The sequence below is a fragment of the Sphingobacterium sp. GW821-FHT03E03 genome (assembly GCF_059420745.1).
The window spans coordinates 18,554-34,629 of the sequence record NZ_JBWKUH010000019.1 but is presented as its reverse complement, the minus strand read 5'-3'; the positions used below and the strand labels follow the sequence as shown (position 1 = coordinate 34,629).

The 16,076-nt window shown below is 40.2% G+C and carries 15 protein-coding genes; 9 read left to right on the top strand and 6 right to left on the bottom strand.

Going from position 1 to position 16,076, the window contains the following annotated elements; genetic code table 11:
* Positions 1–290 precede the first annotated feature (290 nt).
* From AC07UV_RS18530 to AC07UV_RS18505, 6 genes are all read left to right on the top strand, one after another.
* Positions 291–1,007, top strand: coding sequence for a DUF4198 domain-containing protein (locus tag AC07UV_RS18530; protein WP_495184822.1), 717 nt, complete (start codon positions 291–293; stop codon positions 1,005–1,007).
* A 91-nt stretch (positions 1,008–1,098) separates the two neighbouring features.
* A complete protein-coding gene (locus AC07UV_RS18525; protein ID WP_495184821.1) occupies positions 1,099–3,531 on the top strand; it encodes a TonB-dependent siderophore receptor in 2,433 nt (810 codons plus the stop codon).
* A gap of 96 nt (positions 3,532–3,627) precedes the next feature.
* Entirely contained in the window at positions 3,628–3,894 is a 267-nt protein-coding gene (locus AC07UV_RS18520; protein ID WP_495184820.1) for a hypothetical protein, read from the top strand.
* A gap of 10 nt (positions 3,895–3,904) precedes the next feature.
* Complete coding sequence (locus AC07UV_RS18515) at positions 3,905–4,183, top strand: hypothetical protein (RefSeq protein ID WP_223581510.1); 279 nt, start codon at positions 3,905–3,907, stop codon at positions 4,181–4,183.
* A 6-nt stretch (positions 4,184–4,189) separates the two neighbouring features.
* The gene (locus tag AC07UV_RS18510; protein ID WP_495184819.1) at positions 4,190–5,836 is read left to right on the top strand and encodes a PepSY-associated TM helix domain-containing protein; all 1,647 of its coding nucleotides are present in this window, start codon (positions 4,190–4,192) and stop codon (positions 5,834–5,836) included.
* Between the two features lie 670 nt (positions 5,837–6,506).
* Positions 6,507–7,289: a hypothetical protein gene (locus AC07UV_RS18505; protein ID WP_495184818.1), complete on the top strand. Its 783-nt coding sequence runs from the start codon at positions 6,507–6,509 to the stop codon at positions 7,287–7,289.
* A gap of 4 nt (positions 7,290–7,293) precedes the next feature.
* On the opposite strand, the gene AC07UV_RS18500 is transcribed toward AC07UV_RS18505, so the two are convergent.
* Both AC07UV_RS18500 and AC07UV_RS18495 read right to left on the bottom strand, forming a co-directional pair.
* Complete coding sequence (locus AC07UV_RS18500) at positions 7,294–8,709, bottom strand: aminotransferase-like domain-containing protein (protein WP_495184817.1); 1,416 nt, start codon at positions 8,707–8,709, stop codon at positions 7,294–7,296.
* A 2-nt stretch (positions 8,710–8,711) separates the two neighbouring features.
* Complete coding sequence (locus AC07UV_RS18495) at positions 8,712–9,080, bottom strand: hypothetical protein (protein ID WP_104383637.1); 369 nt, start codon at positions 9,078–9,080, stop codon at positions 8,712–8,714.
* Positions 9,081–9,266: 186 nt separating this feature from the next.
* Between AC07UV_RS18495 and AC07UV_RS18490 the strand changes: the two genes are divergently transcribed.
* Positions 9,267–10,847, top strand: coding sequence for a Na+/H+ antiporter (locus tag AC07UV_RS18490; protein WP_495184816.1), 1,581 nt, complete (start codon positions 9,267–9,269; stop codon positions 10,845–10,847).
* 83 nt (positions 10,848–10,930) lie between these two features.
* Positions 10,931–11,569, top strand: a complete 639-nt coding sequence (locus tag AC07UV_RS18485; RefSeq protein WP_282251783.1) for an NAD-dependent epimerase/dehydratase family protein — start codon at positions 10,931–10,933, stop codon at positions 11,567–11,569.
* Between the two features lie 30 nt (positions 11,570–11,599).
* On the opposite strand, the gene AC07UV_RS18480 is transcribed toward AC07UV_RS18485, so the two are convergent.
* The 4 genes from AC07UV_RS18480 to AC07UV_RS18465 form a co-directional block, all read right to left on the bottom strand.
* Positions 11,600–12,148 carry a YcxB family protein gene (locus tag AC07UV_RS18480; protein ID WP_495184815.1) on the bottom strand — a complete coding sequence of 183 codons (549 nt, stop codon included), beginning with the start codon at positions 12,146–12,148 and terminating at the stop codon, positions 11,600–11,602.
* A 288-nt stretch (positions 12,149–12,436) separates the two neighbouring features.
* Positions 12,437–13,069, bottom strand: a complete 633-nt coding sequence (locus tag AC07UV_RS18475) for a hypothetical protein (RefSeq protein ID WP_495184814.1) — start codon at positions 13,067–13,069, stop codon at positions 12,437–12,439.
* A gap of 368 nt (positions 13,070–13,437) precedes the next feature.
* A complete protein-coding gene (locus tag AC07UV_RS18470) occupies positions 13,438–14,079 on the bottom strand; it encodes a HEPN domain-containing protein (RefSeq protein WP_495184813.1) in 642 nt (213 codons plus the stop codon).
* Positions 14,080–14,110: 31 nt separating this feature from the next.
* On the bottom strand, positions 14,111–15,427 hold the full coding sequence (locus AC07UV_RS18465; protein ID WP_495184812.1) for a hypothetical protein: 1,317 nt from the start codon (positions 15,425–15,427) through the stop codon (positions 14,111–14,113).
* Positions 15,428–15,534: 107 nt separating this feature from the next.
* Between AC07UV_RS18465 and AC07UV_RS18460 the strand changes: the two genes are divergently transcribed.
* Positions 15,535–15,948: a hypothetical protein gene (locus AC07UV_RS18460; RefSeq protein WP_495184811.1), complete on the top strand. Its 414-nt coding sequence runs from the start codon at positions 15,535–15,537 to the stop codon at positions 15,946–15,948.
* Positions 15,949–16,076: the final 128 nt, after the last annotated feature.

Below are 16,076 nucleotides of genomic sequence, written 5' to 3'. Positions count from 1 at the left end.
ATATTTGCTTTGTTTTTAATCAGTCTAAATTATTCAATAAGAATTTGCTGGTCTGGTTAAAGACAAAAACACCATGCAATAGACGGCAATCTATCACATGGTGAAAAAGCTAAAGACAGCGGCAACTGCCTTTAGCCGACTGAAGCAGCGCGCTGCTCCAGTTGCTTCCGATATAGGATATGGAAGAACTTGCAAGATAATGAAATTTGCGGTTTTATTCGTTAACCGTTTTTTTGGCTGTAAGATCCTCCATAATAAGTTGAAAAACTATACGCATCAATCAACATATTATGAAAATTTTAACTTCGCTCTTTACATTCCTTACAGTATTGTTTTACTGTAACAGCAGTTTCGCTCACGCACTTTGGATAGAATCCGCTCCTCATGGTACAGTCAATCAGTCTCATGAAGTAAAAGTCTATTATGGTGAATATGTTACCAATGAAAGAGATCAAATTGAAAAATGGTATTCTGATGTAAAGGATTTTACCTTGTTATTGTATGTTCCAGGAAAAGCCCCTGTTAAAGTACAATTGACCAATAAAGGAGATCATTTCAGCGGTTCATTCCAACCAACTGAGCAAGGAACTTACTTTTTATCGATCGTAAAGGCACCGAAAGATCTAGGTGGCCAGACAAAATATGAGTTTTCCTCACTAATGCCCGTTGTTGTTGGCAAATCAAGCAAATTGGATTATAGCGCATTAAAAAATCCGTTACAGGTTGAGTTGCTCAATTCAGCAAATGCAAAAAAAGGCACTAGCTTACAGGCTAAGATAACCAGCGAAGGAAAAGTTGTTCCAAATGCCAAGGTATCTGTTTTCTCGTCCACAGGTTGGGGAAAAGAATTTGTAGCTGATGCCAACGGTGTTGTTACGTTCGATGCTCTTTGGGCTGGTGCTTATGTACTCGAAGCAAGTACATTTGTCGAAAAAGCAGGCGAGCATGAGGGAAAACCCTATGTATCGTCTTGGCAGGGAAGTACAACCTTTTTTGCAGTAAAATAAAAATTGATACCTACAAATTAGATGGATTCATTTTAAATCCCATATTCAAAATGAATCCATTCTTTATTACATATCTACCAGTGAAATACTCATGAATAAAACTTTATCCTTTCTAGCTATTCCGATGATCAGCTCAATTTTTTCTGTAGCGCAAGCGCAGAGCAAATTGAAGATTGACGGTATCCTTGTCAATGAAAAATCCGAACCTATTTCGGGTGCAACGATTAAACTATCGAATACAGGGGTGACTACCAGTACCGATAGTGATGGTCGCTTTATCTTTGATAGACTTTCTGCCAAGACTTACCGCTTGGAAATCAAAGCTTTCGGCTATGGTAAACATTCCATGGAGGTAACCGTAAAAGACGAAGAAACACATTTAGGGCCCATCATTATGAAAGACGAATCCGAGTCAATCGATGAAGTGGCCGTGTACGGTAAGTACTATGAGCATTATAAGTTTGATAGTATATCCGGGTCATTGCGTCTTAAAACACCGATCTTGGAGTTACCCCAAAATATTCAGGTTATTTCATCTGACCTCATGGCTGATCAGCAGGTTTTTGACATTGTCGATGGTATTACACGCAATATCAGTGGTGCAACACGTCAAGGACACTGGGACAATCAATACGCCAATATTCGTATGCGTGGATCCAAGATCCCGGCATTTCGTAACGGCATGAATATCGAAGCATCATGGGGACCCACGGCTGAGGACGCATCTATGATTGAGCGTATTGAATTTGTAAAAGGCCCAGCTGGCTTTATGTTGGCCAATGGTGAACCGGGGGGATTCTATAATGTTGTGACCAAAAAACCGACAGGAAATACGAAAGGCTCGGCGACATTCAATATGGGGAGCTTTAGTACATACCGTGCCGCGGTTGATTTTGATGGCAAGTTGAGTAAAGATGGTAAATTGTTGTACCGCTTAAATATGGCTGCACAGCAAAAGGACTATTTTACAAAATACAACTATAGTAATCGTGTAGTGATTGCGCCAGTGGTAACTTACAAATTGGATTCATTAACTAATTTGACATTCGAATATACTTATCAAGGGTCAACTTATTTGGCTAATGGTAACTATACTTTTTCGCCAAAAGGATTTGCTGATTCAGATATTTCCAATGATTTTTTCTATGGTGATCCTTCTATGGAGCCGGGTAAGCTAAGGGATCACAGTGCGTACATCTATTTAGACCGCAAACTGAATGATCGATGGAAATTACACGCGCAGATGGCCTACTTTAACTTCGATATGAAGGCGACAAGTACTTGGCTTACCTATATGACAGCAAAGGGAGATATGCCCCGAACTTATTCAATAGCTGACGAGCATGGCGAAAATCGTTTTGGTCAGATCTCTTTAAATGGCGAGGAGTATACTGGAAGTGTCCGTCACCGAATTTTGGTTGGTGCTGATTATGGAAATAAAAAGTTTTGGGGTGATTTCAGAGATCTAATGCCTAAAGATAGTACTGGATTTGCGCCGATCCCTTGGACTCCATTGAATGTATATAATCCTGTTTATGGTATACCTGGAAATTTGCTTCCGACAGTAGATCGTTCTAAAAGTGTGAAAGTACGCGCTGGAGGCAGTAATTACGTTACCTCAACAAACTATATTTCTTTTTATGCACACGATGAAATGGCATTTTTGGAAGAAAAATTGAGATTATCTTTAGGCCTGCGCTATACAATTAATGAAGTTGTTGGAAAGACGGCTGTTTCGGATAGAACAGATAAAGCATTTACTCCTCGTGTTGGATTAAGCTATTCCATTGACAAATCCACAAGTATATACGGATTATTTGACCAGTCTTTTGTTCCTGTAGCTGGTACGGATTGGGAAGGTAATGCTTTTAAGCCGGTAAGAGGTGTTGATTTAGAGGCGGGAGTGAAAAAAGAATGGATGGGAGGAAAATGGATTTCTACGCTTAGTGCTTATACTATTGCACGTAAGAATGCTTTGGTTGCCGATCCTGATCCGAGCCATGTTGTTAATGGGGTATCTTTTCAGACACAGTTAGGCGAAACAAGATCTAAAGGTATTGAGTTTGATATCACAGGAGAAATTTTAAGAGGGTTAAATGTCAATGCCAATTATGCGTTGACAGATTCCAAAATATCAAAGGATACGAAAGAAGAAAATGTTGGGAATATTACACCCAATACGGCAAAACATACGGCAAATGCCTGGTTATCCTATCGGTTACAACAAGGTGTGCTAAAAGGTGTAGGTTTTGTTGGAAGTGTTCAAGGGATGTTTGACCGTGCCGTAGGAACGACAAAAGAAAGTAATTTTAAGAACTATCTACGTACTGATGGTGGTATCAGTTATCAAAAAGGTAAATATAATATCTCCCTTATGGTTAACAATCTGCTAGATAACCGTAAGTTGTTAACAGCCGGTTCGACAGGTGCTGCTAATGCAAAAATAGCCGGAAGTGTAAATTATTATTCGTACATCGTTGAAGCAAGACGTAATTTCCGTATGGGTATAACTTACAAGTTTTAATCAAGCGATTCTATATAAATCATTTATGCGATGTATAGCACACTTTTAATAATCATACTTATTGGCGCTTACCTTTTTTATAACAGCAGTAAAAAGGTGAAGTTTCATCATAGACCCGAGTGGTTGAAAAAGCTTTGCGCACAGACTCAGTCTGTGCGTATCTTGAGCATTGTAATGCTCCTGCTACCATTTGGGGTTATCCTCTATCTGCAGGGGCTTGGTGCAGGATTCTTTGCTTTTTTTGCCTATGTCATGTGTATGATGAGTCTTGTCGTTTTACTGAACCCTTACCGTTATTTGACAGGGTACCAAGTTCTCGGATTGTATGCAGCCAGTCTCTGTGTTGAATTTTTGATATCCTAATTGATTCCTTATGCCAGCAAATAAAAAATACCTGAGTTCGCCCTTGCAACGATTCCTGAAGATTACGGCCGGATTTATCGGCGGTTATGTTGTGATGCTCTCTTTTCATGTATTGTTGACTAACCTTTTTGAGAAAAAAGATGTTGTTATGACTGCCGGATTCACAGGTTATCTACTTTGGGCAGTCCTGATGCTTCTGGCTTTTCTTTCCAAAAGCGGATGGAAAATATGGGGAATTTATTTACTCTTGGCTGCGGTTTTTTCGTTGCCTTATTTGTTAAAGATGTAATCAATCATGAACAACAGAAATTACAATATCTATTTTAATACCCATACCATCAGTGGCATTATTATCTGTGCGCTTCTGTACGTGATATTTTTTGCAGGTTCCTTTGCATTTTTTAGAAATGAGATTGCGGCTTGGCAAAATAATGCGTCGTACAAAACATACAAGGAAAACCATCAAAGCTTTGACAAACTTTTGGATTCTCTAAAGGGAGAAGCCAACCTACATGGGCGTGATATCAACTTCTATATGCATAGGGAGGGGACTTCTGCTTATGTGGGGTACACAGCGTCAAACGACACGATACTCAATAAGGAAAATCTATCCAAGATAACGCCTAAACAGAAAGCTGAAAAAAAGAAAGGCCGGAGACGGAGAGGTGGAGATGATGACTCGAAAAATTTTACCTATAATTTTGTCAATCAAAAAGTAGGAGACTATGCGCAGAACTATGATATGGGCGAGTTTTTATTCCGCTTACATTTTCTGGCCCAACTCAATCAAGTCCCCATTAGCGTAGGAATAGCGCCATTTGGATATCTCGTTGCAGGAATTACAGCCTTTATCTTTTTATTTGCATTGATAACAGGTTTGTTATTGCATTGGGACAAATTAGTATCGAACTTTTTTGTTTTTAGGCCATTCAGCAAGTGGAAGACTGTCTGGACAGATATGCATACTGCCCTCGGGGTGATTGGATTTCCTTTTCAATTTATTTTTGCCGTTACAGGTACATTTCTGATTGTTAACTCAGTTTTGGCACTACCTTTCAGCAAATTGCTGTACGATGGTGATCAGCAGAAAATGTATCAGGATATTGGTGTTTCAGCTAATGAAGATTATGCGTATAGCTATAAATCCTTGAACAGGGATGTGAAAATCGCTCCTTTCTTGGATATGGCAAAGACAAAGTGGCCAGAAAGCGAGTTCCTGCGTATTGTCGTAAAAAACTATGCGGATTCAAATATGCATGTTATCATGGAACTCGAACCACATTTTAACAACAGCTTTGCCGGATCTGGAATATTGACCGTGAAGGTGGCGGATAATAAAATTTTAGAAGAGAAATCACCTTTAACAGGAGCGAGCTATGGGGACTATGTCCGAAGCATTATTTACCGTTTGCATTATGGTGACTATGGTGGGTACCCGCTCAAAATGGTCTATTTTATCTTAGGAGTAATGGGCTGTCTGGTTATTATTTCAGGAATTCTGATCTGGTTGGTTGCGCGGGATAAAAACAATGTCATTCCAAGAAAACGCAAATTCAACTTTTGGGCAGCTAATGTCTTTACCGCGATATGCTTGACGATGCTCCCGGTTACAGCGATTACATTTATTGCGATCAAGGTCAGTCCTAAAGTTGATCAGGACTTTATTTATCGGGTCTATTTTTACGCATGGTTGGTGCTGTCACTTTACTATATCATTCGTCGCAGTATAAGAAGAACAAACCGCGAAACGCTATTGGTCGGAAGTATCCTTGCATTTATCGTCCCGATAGCCAATGGTTTGGTAACACATAATTGGCTTTGGAAAACATTTGTTGACGGCCAACGCGATTTATTTATTGTCGATTTTCTTTGGTTGATGATTGGTATCATCGGATTACTGGCCTTCTATAAGACAAAAAAATTCTTTCAAAAAATTCAGTAATTAGAAGGCGTCGTTTGGGACGCCTTCATCATTTTTGGGATTTTTTAAAGCCTCTTTTGACGTTTTATAGGCTAATATTTCGCACCTGAAAGCAAAAATTCTTTGGGCAAACATATAATTCCAAGTCATGTAATGTTTGTCGTTGGGTACGTCTACATTACGTATTATAAAATATATGCCAAGGGGCTGCTTTATCCAAGCAGCCTCTTGGCATATATAAGATACAGCTAAATCACCTGTAAAGTACTTTTCGCTTTATACAATCTGTGAGGAGATACGGTACTGGAGGGTTAGAGCGTTTTCGCTGATTTGTTACTCCTTGTTCGATAGTTGTTCGAGGATCCTTCGGGTGTGCATTGCTACTGCTTCTGGACAGCGTTGGGGTTGGTTTGACTGTTCTTCGGCTGTTGTTTGCCTTGTTGTCGATGGATGACCGAAGCGTAAGCGACCAGATGTCGAACCAGCCCCGAAGAAATCCCGAAGTTGGTACGAAGTATGTGCGGAGCCTACTCGAACATTGTTGGCATTTGAACGGACTTAAGGGGACTTAAAGGGAGTTGAAGGGACTTTGTGCACCTTAGCGATCATGGCCTTATGTGTTGTTGGACGAGCTGTTGTTTAATTCATACGATTATTGTATTTTTAAAGTACACCAATTTAACTTAATGAAATGAGTAAATCTTCTGGTAACCGCAATATAGGAGGAAAGCAGGGGGTATCATACGAGCTGAGTGAAAATAGTCGTTTAGCTGGACTTGATTTTACCTATAACAGTGGCTTAACCAGTCGTTTGTATCAGATTCTAAAATCCATTCAACCTCGTGCCTGTGAACGCAGTACCTATATACGATTGCAAAATGCACTATATGAAGCTGTACGTAATGACCGGGTGCATGATCTCGGGAGCTTACGGCTCGGATATGGATCAGTACTCCCCTTGAAAGGTTTCCGGTACTCCAAACGGGTCAGCTGGAACAATTTCTTTATGAATCACCCAGTCGCACATTTTGATGAAGCCCAGCAACAAGTTCGGGTTCAGCTCCATTTGGTAGGTCTCCGTAAATTTAATTTAATCCATGAAAAGCTTCGTAAAATAGACATAAAAATATATTGTGTGGTGATTCAACTGGATGATCGTAATACTATATTTTACCATTCTAGCAAAGCCTTGGAGCTAAGAAAAGAAGATCACAAAGTGGACCGTGGCATTACTTTCACATTGGAGGATTGCAAAGATGCCGTCATTTTATGTCTGGGCACAGTAAGGTGCTGGCTGACGAGCCCTGATGGGTGTGACGAATTTATGTCCAATAGTAGTACCCTGATGACTGGTGAAATTTTCGATGTGATCCTGATCCGTGGAGGTAAGCATACTATATTCCCGGAGGAAAAATCCGATAAACTGCCACCACCTATTTCACAGAGTCATAATGATGAGGTTGACTGGGATTAACCGATTAGATGACAGCCTTAAAAAAACGGCCCAATCGCATCAGGTCGTTCGCTGTCTTTTCGTTCCAATCGACGGCATAGTTGAGCCGGATACAATTTTTAAATTGATCATGTTGGGTAAACATTCGGCCTGGAGCAAAGCTCAATTTTTGTTTTAGCGCGTAATCATAAAGTACGGTAGAATCAATTTTTGGATCCATTTCCAACCAGAGTACAAATCCACCTTCGGGTTGAGACATTTTGGTGTTATCGGGAAAATGGGCCTGGATACTATTTCTAAAATTGATATAATTGCTGTACAACTTCTTCCTAAAAGTATTGAGGTGATGGTCATAGCGACCGATCTGCAAAAATTTGGCTACGGCCTCCTGGTAAATGGCCGGTTGCGAGATGGTCTGGATAAGCTTTTGTTTGAGGATTTTGTCTTTGTATTGTCCGGGTTCAACCCATCCGATGCGAAAACTTGGCGCCAATACTTTGGTTACAGATCCGCACCACATGACCAAACCTTCTTCATCAAAGTATTTACAGGGTTTGGGTCGTGAGGTACCGAAATAAATATTTCCATAAAGGTCATCTTCGATCAAGGGGATATGATGGAAAGCAAGGAGTTTGACAAGTTCTTTTTTATGTTCATCGGGCATCAACGCGCCCAAGGGGTTGCTGAAATTGGAAACAAAACAGCAGACATCGATTTTATGGATCACTTTTTTCAGGGCGTCCAGTTCAATGCCCGTAATGGGGTGGGTCGGTATCTCAATGGTCTTTAAACCCAACACCTGAAACGCCTGGATAATGCCAAAATAGAGGGGGCTTTCCACGGCAATGGTGTCGCCGGGTTTCGTGACCGCACGGAGGCAGCTATAAATGGCATTCATGGCACCCGAAGTGATAATCAGGTCTTCGTCGCTTATTTTTCCTTCTAGTACGAGGGACCATTTGGCAATCTCTTTACGTAAAGTCGGACTACCCTGCACCTGCCCGTAATGATCACCGTAATCATGCAGCTCGTGTACGGTCTCCAGGATACATTTGTTGAGCTTCTGAATGGGGAGCAAAGAAGGGCTGGGTAATCCCAAAGAGAATCGCGTAATTTCCTTATCCTCCAATGAGTGGAAAACTTTATCAATCAATGCTGCGGGATCTTGCTTCTTTTCGTCAATCTTAAATGTTGAGATGGACGGTATAGACATCCGGCGTTGACCGGCCAGGCTGACAAAAAATCCCGATTTGGGGCGAGACTCGATCAGAGATCTGCTCTCGAGCTCCATGTAGGCGCTCTTTGCCGTATTTAAGCTCACATTATACAATTTTTGCGCACTACGGACAGAAGGAAGACGATCACCGTAGGTCAAAGAGCCATTTTTGATCTGGTTCTCTACGATGTTTGCAATTTTCTTATACAATTGTTGCTGCTCCATACTTATACTAATTTACTGTTTCCCTTTGGATTTACCCAATCATGAAAATGACGGATTCCCCTTTTTAGCGATTCTTCGTCGCCAAACATATTTAAAAGCTGCTGTTCGAAATAAACCTGCGCTTTGCGCTTAAATACCATTGATAAGTCTTCGGAAACTTCAGTTCGATACGAAATTTCGACAGTGAGGTTGTTGTTTTCGGAGACTGTAGCAGAAGAAACAGCTGCTATTTCCTCGTTTTGGGCAAGCAAGAGAAAAGGCATGTGCTGCAGGTTTTTGTTGGTTACTTCGGACTGAGCCTTTTTTAGTAGGGAGAGATCAGAGAGATCAACCTGTCTGATGGAATACGATTGATGTGTTGTAGTCGACATGGCAATAAATCTTTTTTGCTAATTTAAGAAGGGTACAGACCGAATTTGAGGTACAGAATTCGGGCAAAACTAGGGTACAGATGAAAAAGTAAAAAATATGACCGGGAGTTGATGGTTTTTAATTTCCATTTAAGATCTTTACAAGAGTTAATGAAATGTCTCAAGACCAATAAATTATGACAGCCTATGCATAACTTGTTTCCGCTATTTATTGCCATGATTACGGCCATCGTTCTACTTGAAATGCTGGCCACGAAACTTCGGGTTGCTTATCCCATTTTATTGGTTTTGGCGGGCTTGATTGTCAGCTTTATTCCAACCTTGCCCGTTGTTGCGATCGATCCGGATGTTATTTTTCTGATTTTCCTTCCCCCCTTATTATGTGAGGCTGCATGGTCGATTTCGTATAAGGAGATGAAGAAATGGTGGCGTATTATTGGAAGTTTTGCCTTTTTGGTCGTTTTCTTCACTGCGCTATCCGTTGCGGTGGTTGCCAATCATTATATTCCAGGTTTCACGCTCGCAATGGGTTTTCTACTGGGTGGGATTGTTTCCCCGCCAGATGCCGTCAGTACGGGTGCAATCATGAAGTTTGTGAAAGTTCCAAAATCTACTTCTGCAATCCTGGAAGGGGAGAGTCTGTTGAATGATGCTTCATCTTTGATTATTGTCCGTTTTGCCCTGATTGCCGTGGGTATGGGACAGTTTGTATGGCAGGAAGCAGCGGTATCGTTTATCTGGATGTTGGTCGGTGGGGTTGGCATCGGTGTCTTTTTGGGCTGGTTTTTTATTCAGGCACATAAACGCTTACCGACGGATGCACCATCGGATATTGCTCTGACCTTGATCGAACCCTATTTTATGTATTGGATTGCCGAGCAGTTTCACAGTTCTGGGGTGCTGGCCGTCGTTGCGGGAAGTCTGTTGATGTCCAACCAGCGGCTTAAATTTCTGAACAGTACCAGTCGCGTGCGGGGGCTGAGTGTCTGGGAGAGTTTTGTGTTTATCCTGAATGGCATTGTATTTTTCATTATCGGTCTTGATCTCCCCGAAATTGTAGCTGGTTTGCGCGCAAATGGCACTTCACTGCGGGAGGCAATCGGTTATGGTCTTTTGATTACAGCAGTCCTTATCTTTGCTCGTATGATCAGTGCATACGCTGCGATGATTGCGACGCTTATCTTTCGTCCAAGTGTGGCGCCTAGGGCGCGGTCTTCAAAACAACGGTTCTTTATGCCACTTTTACTTGGCTGGACGGGGATGCGGGGAGTAGTTTCCCTGGCAGCTGCGCTTTCCATTCCTTTGGTCATGAATGGTACCGTGATACCTCAGCGTCATCTGATTCTATTTATCACCTTTGTCGTCATTCTCTCAACCCTTTTGATTCAGGGATTGACTTTACCCTATCTGATCAAGCGGACGAAGCTCTTTGATACTGTTCTTGCAGAGGAACCCGAAGAGGTAGCCAAACAGCAGATGAAGCAAGGCTTAAAACAGCATGTCTATCAGTTTCTCAAGGATAAATATGAGAAAGAAGAACATAATCGGGAGGCAATGGAAAGGATTTTGCGACATTGGGAGGAAAAAGTCAATGCTGCGGATGATTCGTGGATGAATGAACGCACGAAAGTGATTTTCATTGAGCTTTTGGACGTACAGCGCGAATACCTGGAAAAATTGAACTGTGAGTCGGAGATTGATGAGGATATTGTCCGTGCGCAGCTCTATCAGATTGACCTGGAGGAAGAGCGCCTGCGCATGATATAATGCTAATGCAGTGGTATTCTATTGATCGGGATAAATAATAGTAGTTGTAGCCCTTTTGGGCTTGGTACATAAGTTGAATTGCGATGAAAGTAATAATAACAGGGGCCACAGGGATGGTCGGAGAAGGTGTTTTATTGGAATGTCTTCAAAATGATAAAATAGATGCAGTATTGAGCATATCACGCCGTACTGCTGATATACAGCATCCAAAGTTAAAGGAGCTTTTGGTTAAGGATTTCACGGATCTTTCCGAAGTTGAGACGGAGATCGGCGGCTATGATGCCTGTTTTTATTGCGCAGGTGTCAGTTCAGTTGGCATGAAAGAGGATAAATACCGCTATATCACCTATGATACGACGTTTGCATTTGCAAAATCGCTGTTGAAGATCAATCCCGAAATCAGCTTTATTTACGTGTCTGGAGCGAGTACAGATAGTACAGAACAGGGACGGGTGATGTGGGCGAGAGTGAAGGGCAAGACGGAAAATGATCTGGCGAAATTGCCATTTAAGAAAGAATACAATTTCCGCCCGGGCGGAATGACGACCGTCGCGGGACAGAAGCATGCCAATCCATTCTCGTTTGTTGCCAAGATTATAAAGTTCTTTGCCCCTTCGGCAGTGTTGTCACTACATGAAGTGGGGCGGGCGATGATACATGCCGTGGAGCGGGACGATGTAAAAAATATATTGGAAATCAAGGATATCAGGGCATTGGCTTAGTGGATGGGTGGATATAAGGTCTTTCGGCCATTATTTCCATTTCCAGTCCAGCTCCTCCTGATAGGTGATATGAAGACGTTGGCTAAGCGCTGTCAGGAAAGCTTTAAATTCGGCGGTATCTTCGATCTGCTGTTTTGGAAAAAACAGTTGATCGGCCATTTTTAGTTTGATAAAAAATGCGAAGGCCGTTTCGGTGATATATTCAAACTGATCGTATTGATATTTGGACTCCATTTGTGTGCTTTTGATCTGGAGATAATTGTCTTCAAAAGTAATTGTATGGAGGATGCCGATCCGATTTTGGAATTCAGGGCTTTTGACATATTTGGTGAAATAGCGCTTATAGTATATCCCAAGATATTTGGGAAAGAGAAGAAAGGCGATTATGCTCACTCCGATAATCAAAATAGCAAGTTGACGTTCATAGTAGAAAAACGGGATGGCGAGTATCAGCATGAGCAGCATAAACATGAATCGTGATTTTTTGCGTGCTTTAATTATTTGGGGTGATTTAGACATACTGAACAGCAATGCATCCAGTTGATCTTGTTCGGAAAGGGTTAGTTGAAGTTCTTTCATAACGTAAATGTATTAAATTGGTAAGATAATCGGAATATTTCCGACTATCTGCAAATAATTTGACATGTCTGTTTTTTGCACCAGCGGAGATCCGATAATATAAGGTTGGGATGGTCGCGGGTGGGCTTCCAGGGCTCGACGAATTAGGTAAGAATCATGCTATTCACCAAAAGTAATGCTTTTTGGTGAGTTCGTTCACTGAAAAGCATTACTTTCAGTGAATTGAGTGGTAGGATTTTGATGTAGTGACTGATTGAAAGTAGCCTGACGTATATCGGTATTTATTTCTTATTCTATTTTCTCGACCTGAATAGCGCTTGAGATTTTCTCAAAGTAATCTTCCATCTCTTCGTTACATCTTTCGATAAACAACTTTGTAAGCTCCTGTAATCTTATAATAGCGAATGGATCCCCTTTATAGTTCGCGTTATACCTGAATTGCTGTTGGGCTTTGATAATTTCTTTAAAGAGTTTAATATGATCAGTATTGTTCAGACAAAAGGTCGCATGTGCTTCGGGAACGATTAACCGACAGAGGTTCATTAAAAAAGGGAGCCCAACGGTTTGGGGTTTGTATTGAAGGATTGTATTGATAACACCGAGGCAGATTTGTTCTAAAGCCTGTGAGAGGGTGTAATATACCGCTTCGACACCACTAGGCCAGCCTTCTTCATAAGCTATATATAAGCAACGGGCGTTTTTATAGCGACTATCCCATTGTTTGCGCGCATATTCCAAGTCGAGTTGGGGAACTGCGATGCTGTCTAGTGCTAAGTTTTCTATCGTTGCGTTTTGAAACCATATATCACCGACTTTCATCAGCGATAGAAAGAAAGGATGGCCTTTGGAGAGTTTTTTGATAAAGTGCGCTGTTTCTTCCGTCACTAAGGTCAGCGAAACATTTTTCGGCAGCAGATCCATTGTCTGTTGCTGTATGTTGGTCAGTTCTGTATTTAGGCTGTCATACGCGATAAAGAGGTAGTAAACATGCGTTATCTGCTCTTCTTTATTGTTTTGGAGCAGACTATTGTACTTATGTTGATCTGAATGATAACCGAAGCAGGCAACTAACGAAGGAGTACAGTATAACTCCAGAATATTTAAAATCAGGTCTCGATAACTGCTGTTGCAATGATATTTATTGTAAATAGCAATGTTATTTTTGAATTTTTCAATCTTCCTGTGCTGAATTTGTTTTGGGCTAAGTTGTCCTCTGATTTCTTCGAATAAAAGATTGGAATAATCGTAGATCCAATTTAACGCATTTATAGCAATTTGGTATGCTGTTTCTAATAAGCTTTCTCAATCTTATTAAGCGCTCTTTTTTTATCTTCTGTATCCGCCAATTTTGCTAATTTGGAATCAAATGTTTTGAGATAGTTGATATTTGCTTTAAGCGAATGTGATTTTTTTTCATCACTTATCAATAGATTTTCTGCTGTTCGGAGTGATAGTTCAATGGCTTGGTGGAGCATAAATGCTGCATGTGAATGGTCTCTGTGCTCTAGATAAAAATTATAGCCATCAATAAAAGAACGGATCTTTGTTTTCTCTTTATTTATATACACTTCAGTTTTCTCAATGACTTTTTCAGCAGAATCGTTAGGTACTACAAGTTGTATTTCCTGCGCTGGGTTTTGATAAATACGGTTCCCAGTTTGGCATATGAGTTGGGTTCGGCCCAGTCCTTGGTCGATTTTCTTTTGTATCTCGCGAGGTAAATGCACATTGAAGTAAAGATTAGGATAGTTTCCGATCGCTTTGTTGATTAGACTACGGGCTTTGTCAAATCTGGTAGCAGAATTTGACGAAAGATTAATCTGTAGCATTTGATATTTTTTTCCATCATGGTCAAACGGCCATAAATAGATTTCATCGACAGCAATAGCACGAAGGATGGCTTCGATGATTGGAGTAAGTTCGGTGTTCATAATTGATAGTTGAATTTTATTTTCAAATTTCCTAAGCAATCGATTTGGTGAATGTTATCTCGTTTTTATTGGCTAGAAGATAGCATAGTTCAATCAGTTTTTGGAAGTTAAGGAGGAATTCAGGAATATCCAGCTCCCCATAGTATACAGTGCCTTTATCCAATATAAATCCTCTGTGGATAAGATCTGCAAGGTTATCGTGCCAATCAACAATTGAGTAGGTAAATAGCATTTTAATGAGATAATACTCTGGATAACTCGTTTCGAGAAGTGAGAGAGCTTTGAAATTTCCAGTTCTATTTTTATCCCGGAAAAAATAGTATAAGGAAACCTCTTGATGTGGAGTTAATGTCATTTCTGCATTTCTATCAACAAACCAAAAGATTTCCTCATATAAGATATCTAGGAGTGTTATCGATTGTGTGAATAGCCAAAACCGACTCTCTGGAATATATACTTCGAACGCCTTGTCCCAGTTTTTAAAGTTTTTTTCTGCTGACACATATAAGCTGTTAATGAAGGCCTGCCAGTCATGCAGATCTTCCCCTCCCAGAATGTTTTTGATTTTTTGGATGGTCTCTTTCTGATGTGGACTTTTCTCAATTTCAGTGGGAGATATATTGATCTTTTCTAAGGTTGTGGCTTCTATAGTCAAATTTTCAGAAATTTCGCTTTCTACTGCGTCATCGGAAGGTTCCTCCTTTGTCTCTATGCTGTTGGTCTGTTTCGAAGACTTTTGGCCTTGGCTTTCCTCATTTTCAATATCTTCTTGATTGTTTGCTATACTGTCTGGAAGTGATTTATTTTCATATATTTTATGCAGAGATATAGCTAATCTTTGTAATAATTCTCTAACGGCAAGCACATCATTGGCTCTATTGCCCAAAAATTCATCGTCGCTATCACCAATCTTTACCCAGAGATTATCAAGCGTTTCATACCATTGTTTTAATGTCTGATATGAAAAAAAGCGACCTATATTATCGACAGGGGATTCAATGTCATTATTGGTAAAGACTCCTGCTCTAACGTAATTCCAATAATCAGAATCACATTTAAAAAAATCCAATGGATTTTTCAGCTTTTTTAAATTACATTTTTTAAAAATCACATAGGCGATTTCTACCTGTTTTATGAGTAGCTTGACATTATAATTATTGGCTTGTACAGGAGGGTTTAATTGTGCATTCGTGGCGACGTTGATTAGAATATTGAGATCTCTTAGCCAATAGTCTATCCCTGTCTCAAGTACAAAAAAATCTTCGAGATATTTCAGCGGATCTTCAATATACTCCTTGCTTAAATAGCGAAAATGTTTCGCTTTTAGTTTCTTTTGCGTATTTTTCATGCTAGGAATGTTTTTTGGTTAAATACTGTGTTTATAATTATCAATGCTAAAGCTAATTTAAGCACTAATTTTCGATAAAACAAATTATATATTGATAATTATTGATTATGAGTTCTTTTTTAACGAGAATTAAGGTTATTGCTGATAGGGAGGGATTAAGTGTAACAGCGTTTGAATCGGCTATTGGGGCCAGTAGAGGCGTATTTACACGTGCACTAAGCAATAATACAGATGTTCAGGCTAAATGGCTGATTAGTATTGTCGAAAAATATCCTGAATATTCCTCGGAATGGTTATTAAAGGGGGAAGGAGAAATGCTTAAGCCTGTTTTAGCTAAGGAGGATGAAGAGACGTATCTAACACCTGATTTGGAAAGAATCACTAATGGGGAGATTCATGCGTTAAAGCAATTAATTTTGTCACAAAATATCACTATTAAATCTCAGGAAAAGACAATTATATCATTAGAGCGATTATTATTGTCGTTGGAGCGCGAGATTGAATCGCTGCGGAATAAATAGATTATCATCGGCAGAAAGGCAATTGATTATTATTTTCATGGGGATAAGTTATTCAATCGCTTGGAGTCAACAGGAACTAGTGAGCCTTTTTTTGTGAAGATAAACTCCGATACAAACGGAAAACTTGG

Excerpts from the sequence above, each read along its gene's own strand:
- AC07UV_RS18530 (WP_495184822.1), top strand. The coding sequence starts at position 291 with ATGAAAATTTTAACTTCGCTCTTTACATTCCTTACAGTATTGTTTTAC.
- AC07UV_RS18525 (WP_495184821.1), top strand. The coding sequence starts at position 1,099 with ATGAATAAAACTTTATCCTTTCTAGCTATTCCGATGATCAGCTCAATT.
- AC07UV_RS18515 (WP_223581510.1), top strand. The coding sequence starts at position 3,905 with ATGCCAGCAAATAAAAAATACCTGAGTTCGCCCTTGCAACGATTCCTG.
- AC07UV_RS18510 (WP_495184819.1), top strand. The coding sequence starts at position 4,190 with ATGAACAACAGAAATTACAATATCTATTTTAATACCCATACCATCAGT.
- AC07UV_RS18505 (WP_495184818.1), top strand. The coding sequence starts at position 6,507 with ATGAGTAAATCTTCTGGTAACCGCAATATAGGAGGAAAGCAGGGGGTA.
- AC07UV_RS18500 (WP_495184817.1), bottom strand. The coding sequence starts at position 8,709 with ATGGAGCAGCAACAATTGTATAAGAAAATTGCAAACATCGTAGAGAAC.
- AC07UV_RS18495 (WP_104383637.1), bottom strand. The coding sequence starts at position 9,080 with ATGTCGACTACAACACATCAATCGTATTCCATCAGACAGGTTGATCTC.
- AC07UV_RS18490 (WP_495184816.1), top strand. The coding sequence starts at position 9,267 with ATGCATAACTTGTTTCCGCTATTTATTGCCATGATTACGGCCATCGTT.
- AC07UV_RS18485 (WP_282251783.1), top strand. The coding sequence starts at position 10,931 with ATGAAAGTAATAATAACAGGGGCCACAGGGATGGTCGGAGAAGGTGTT.
- AC07UV_RS18480 (WP_495184815.1), bottom strand. The coding sequence starts at position 12,148 with ATGAAAGAACTTCAACTAACCCTTTCCGAACAAGATCAACTGGATGCA.
- AC07UV_RS18475 (WP_495184814.1), bottom strand. The coding sequence starts at position 13,069 with ATGGATCTGCTGCCGAAAAATGTTTCGCTGACCTTAGTGACGGAAGAA.
- AC07UV_RS18470 (WP_495184813.1), bottom strand. The coding sequence starts at position 14,079 with ATGAACACCGAACTTACTCCAATCATCGAAGCCATCCTTCGTGCTATT.
- AC07UV_RS18465 (WP_495184812.1), bottom strand. The coding sequence starts at position 15,427 with ATGAAAAATACGCAAAAGAAACTAAAAGCGAAACATTTTCGCTATTTA.
- AC07UV_RS18460 (WP_495184811.1), top strand. The coding sequence starts at position 15,535 with ATGAGTTCTTTTTTAACGAGAATTAAGGTTATTGCTGATAGGGAGGGA.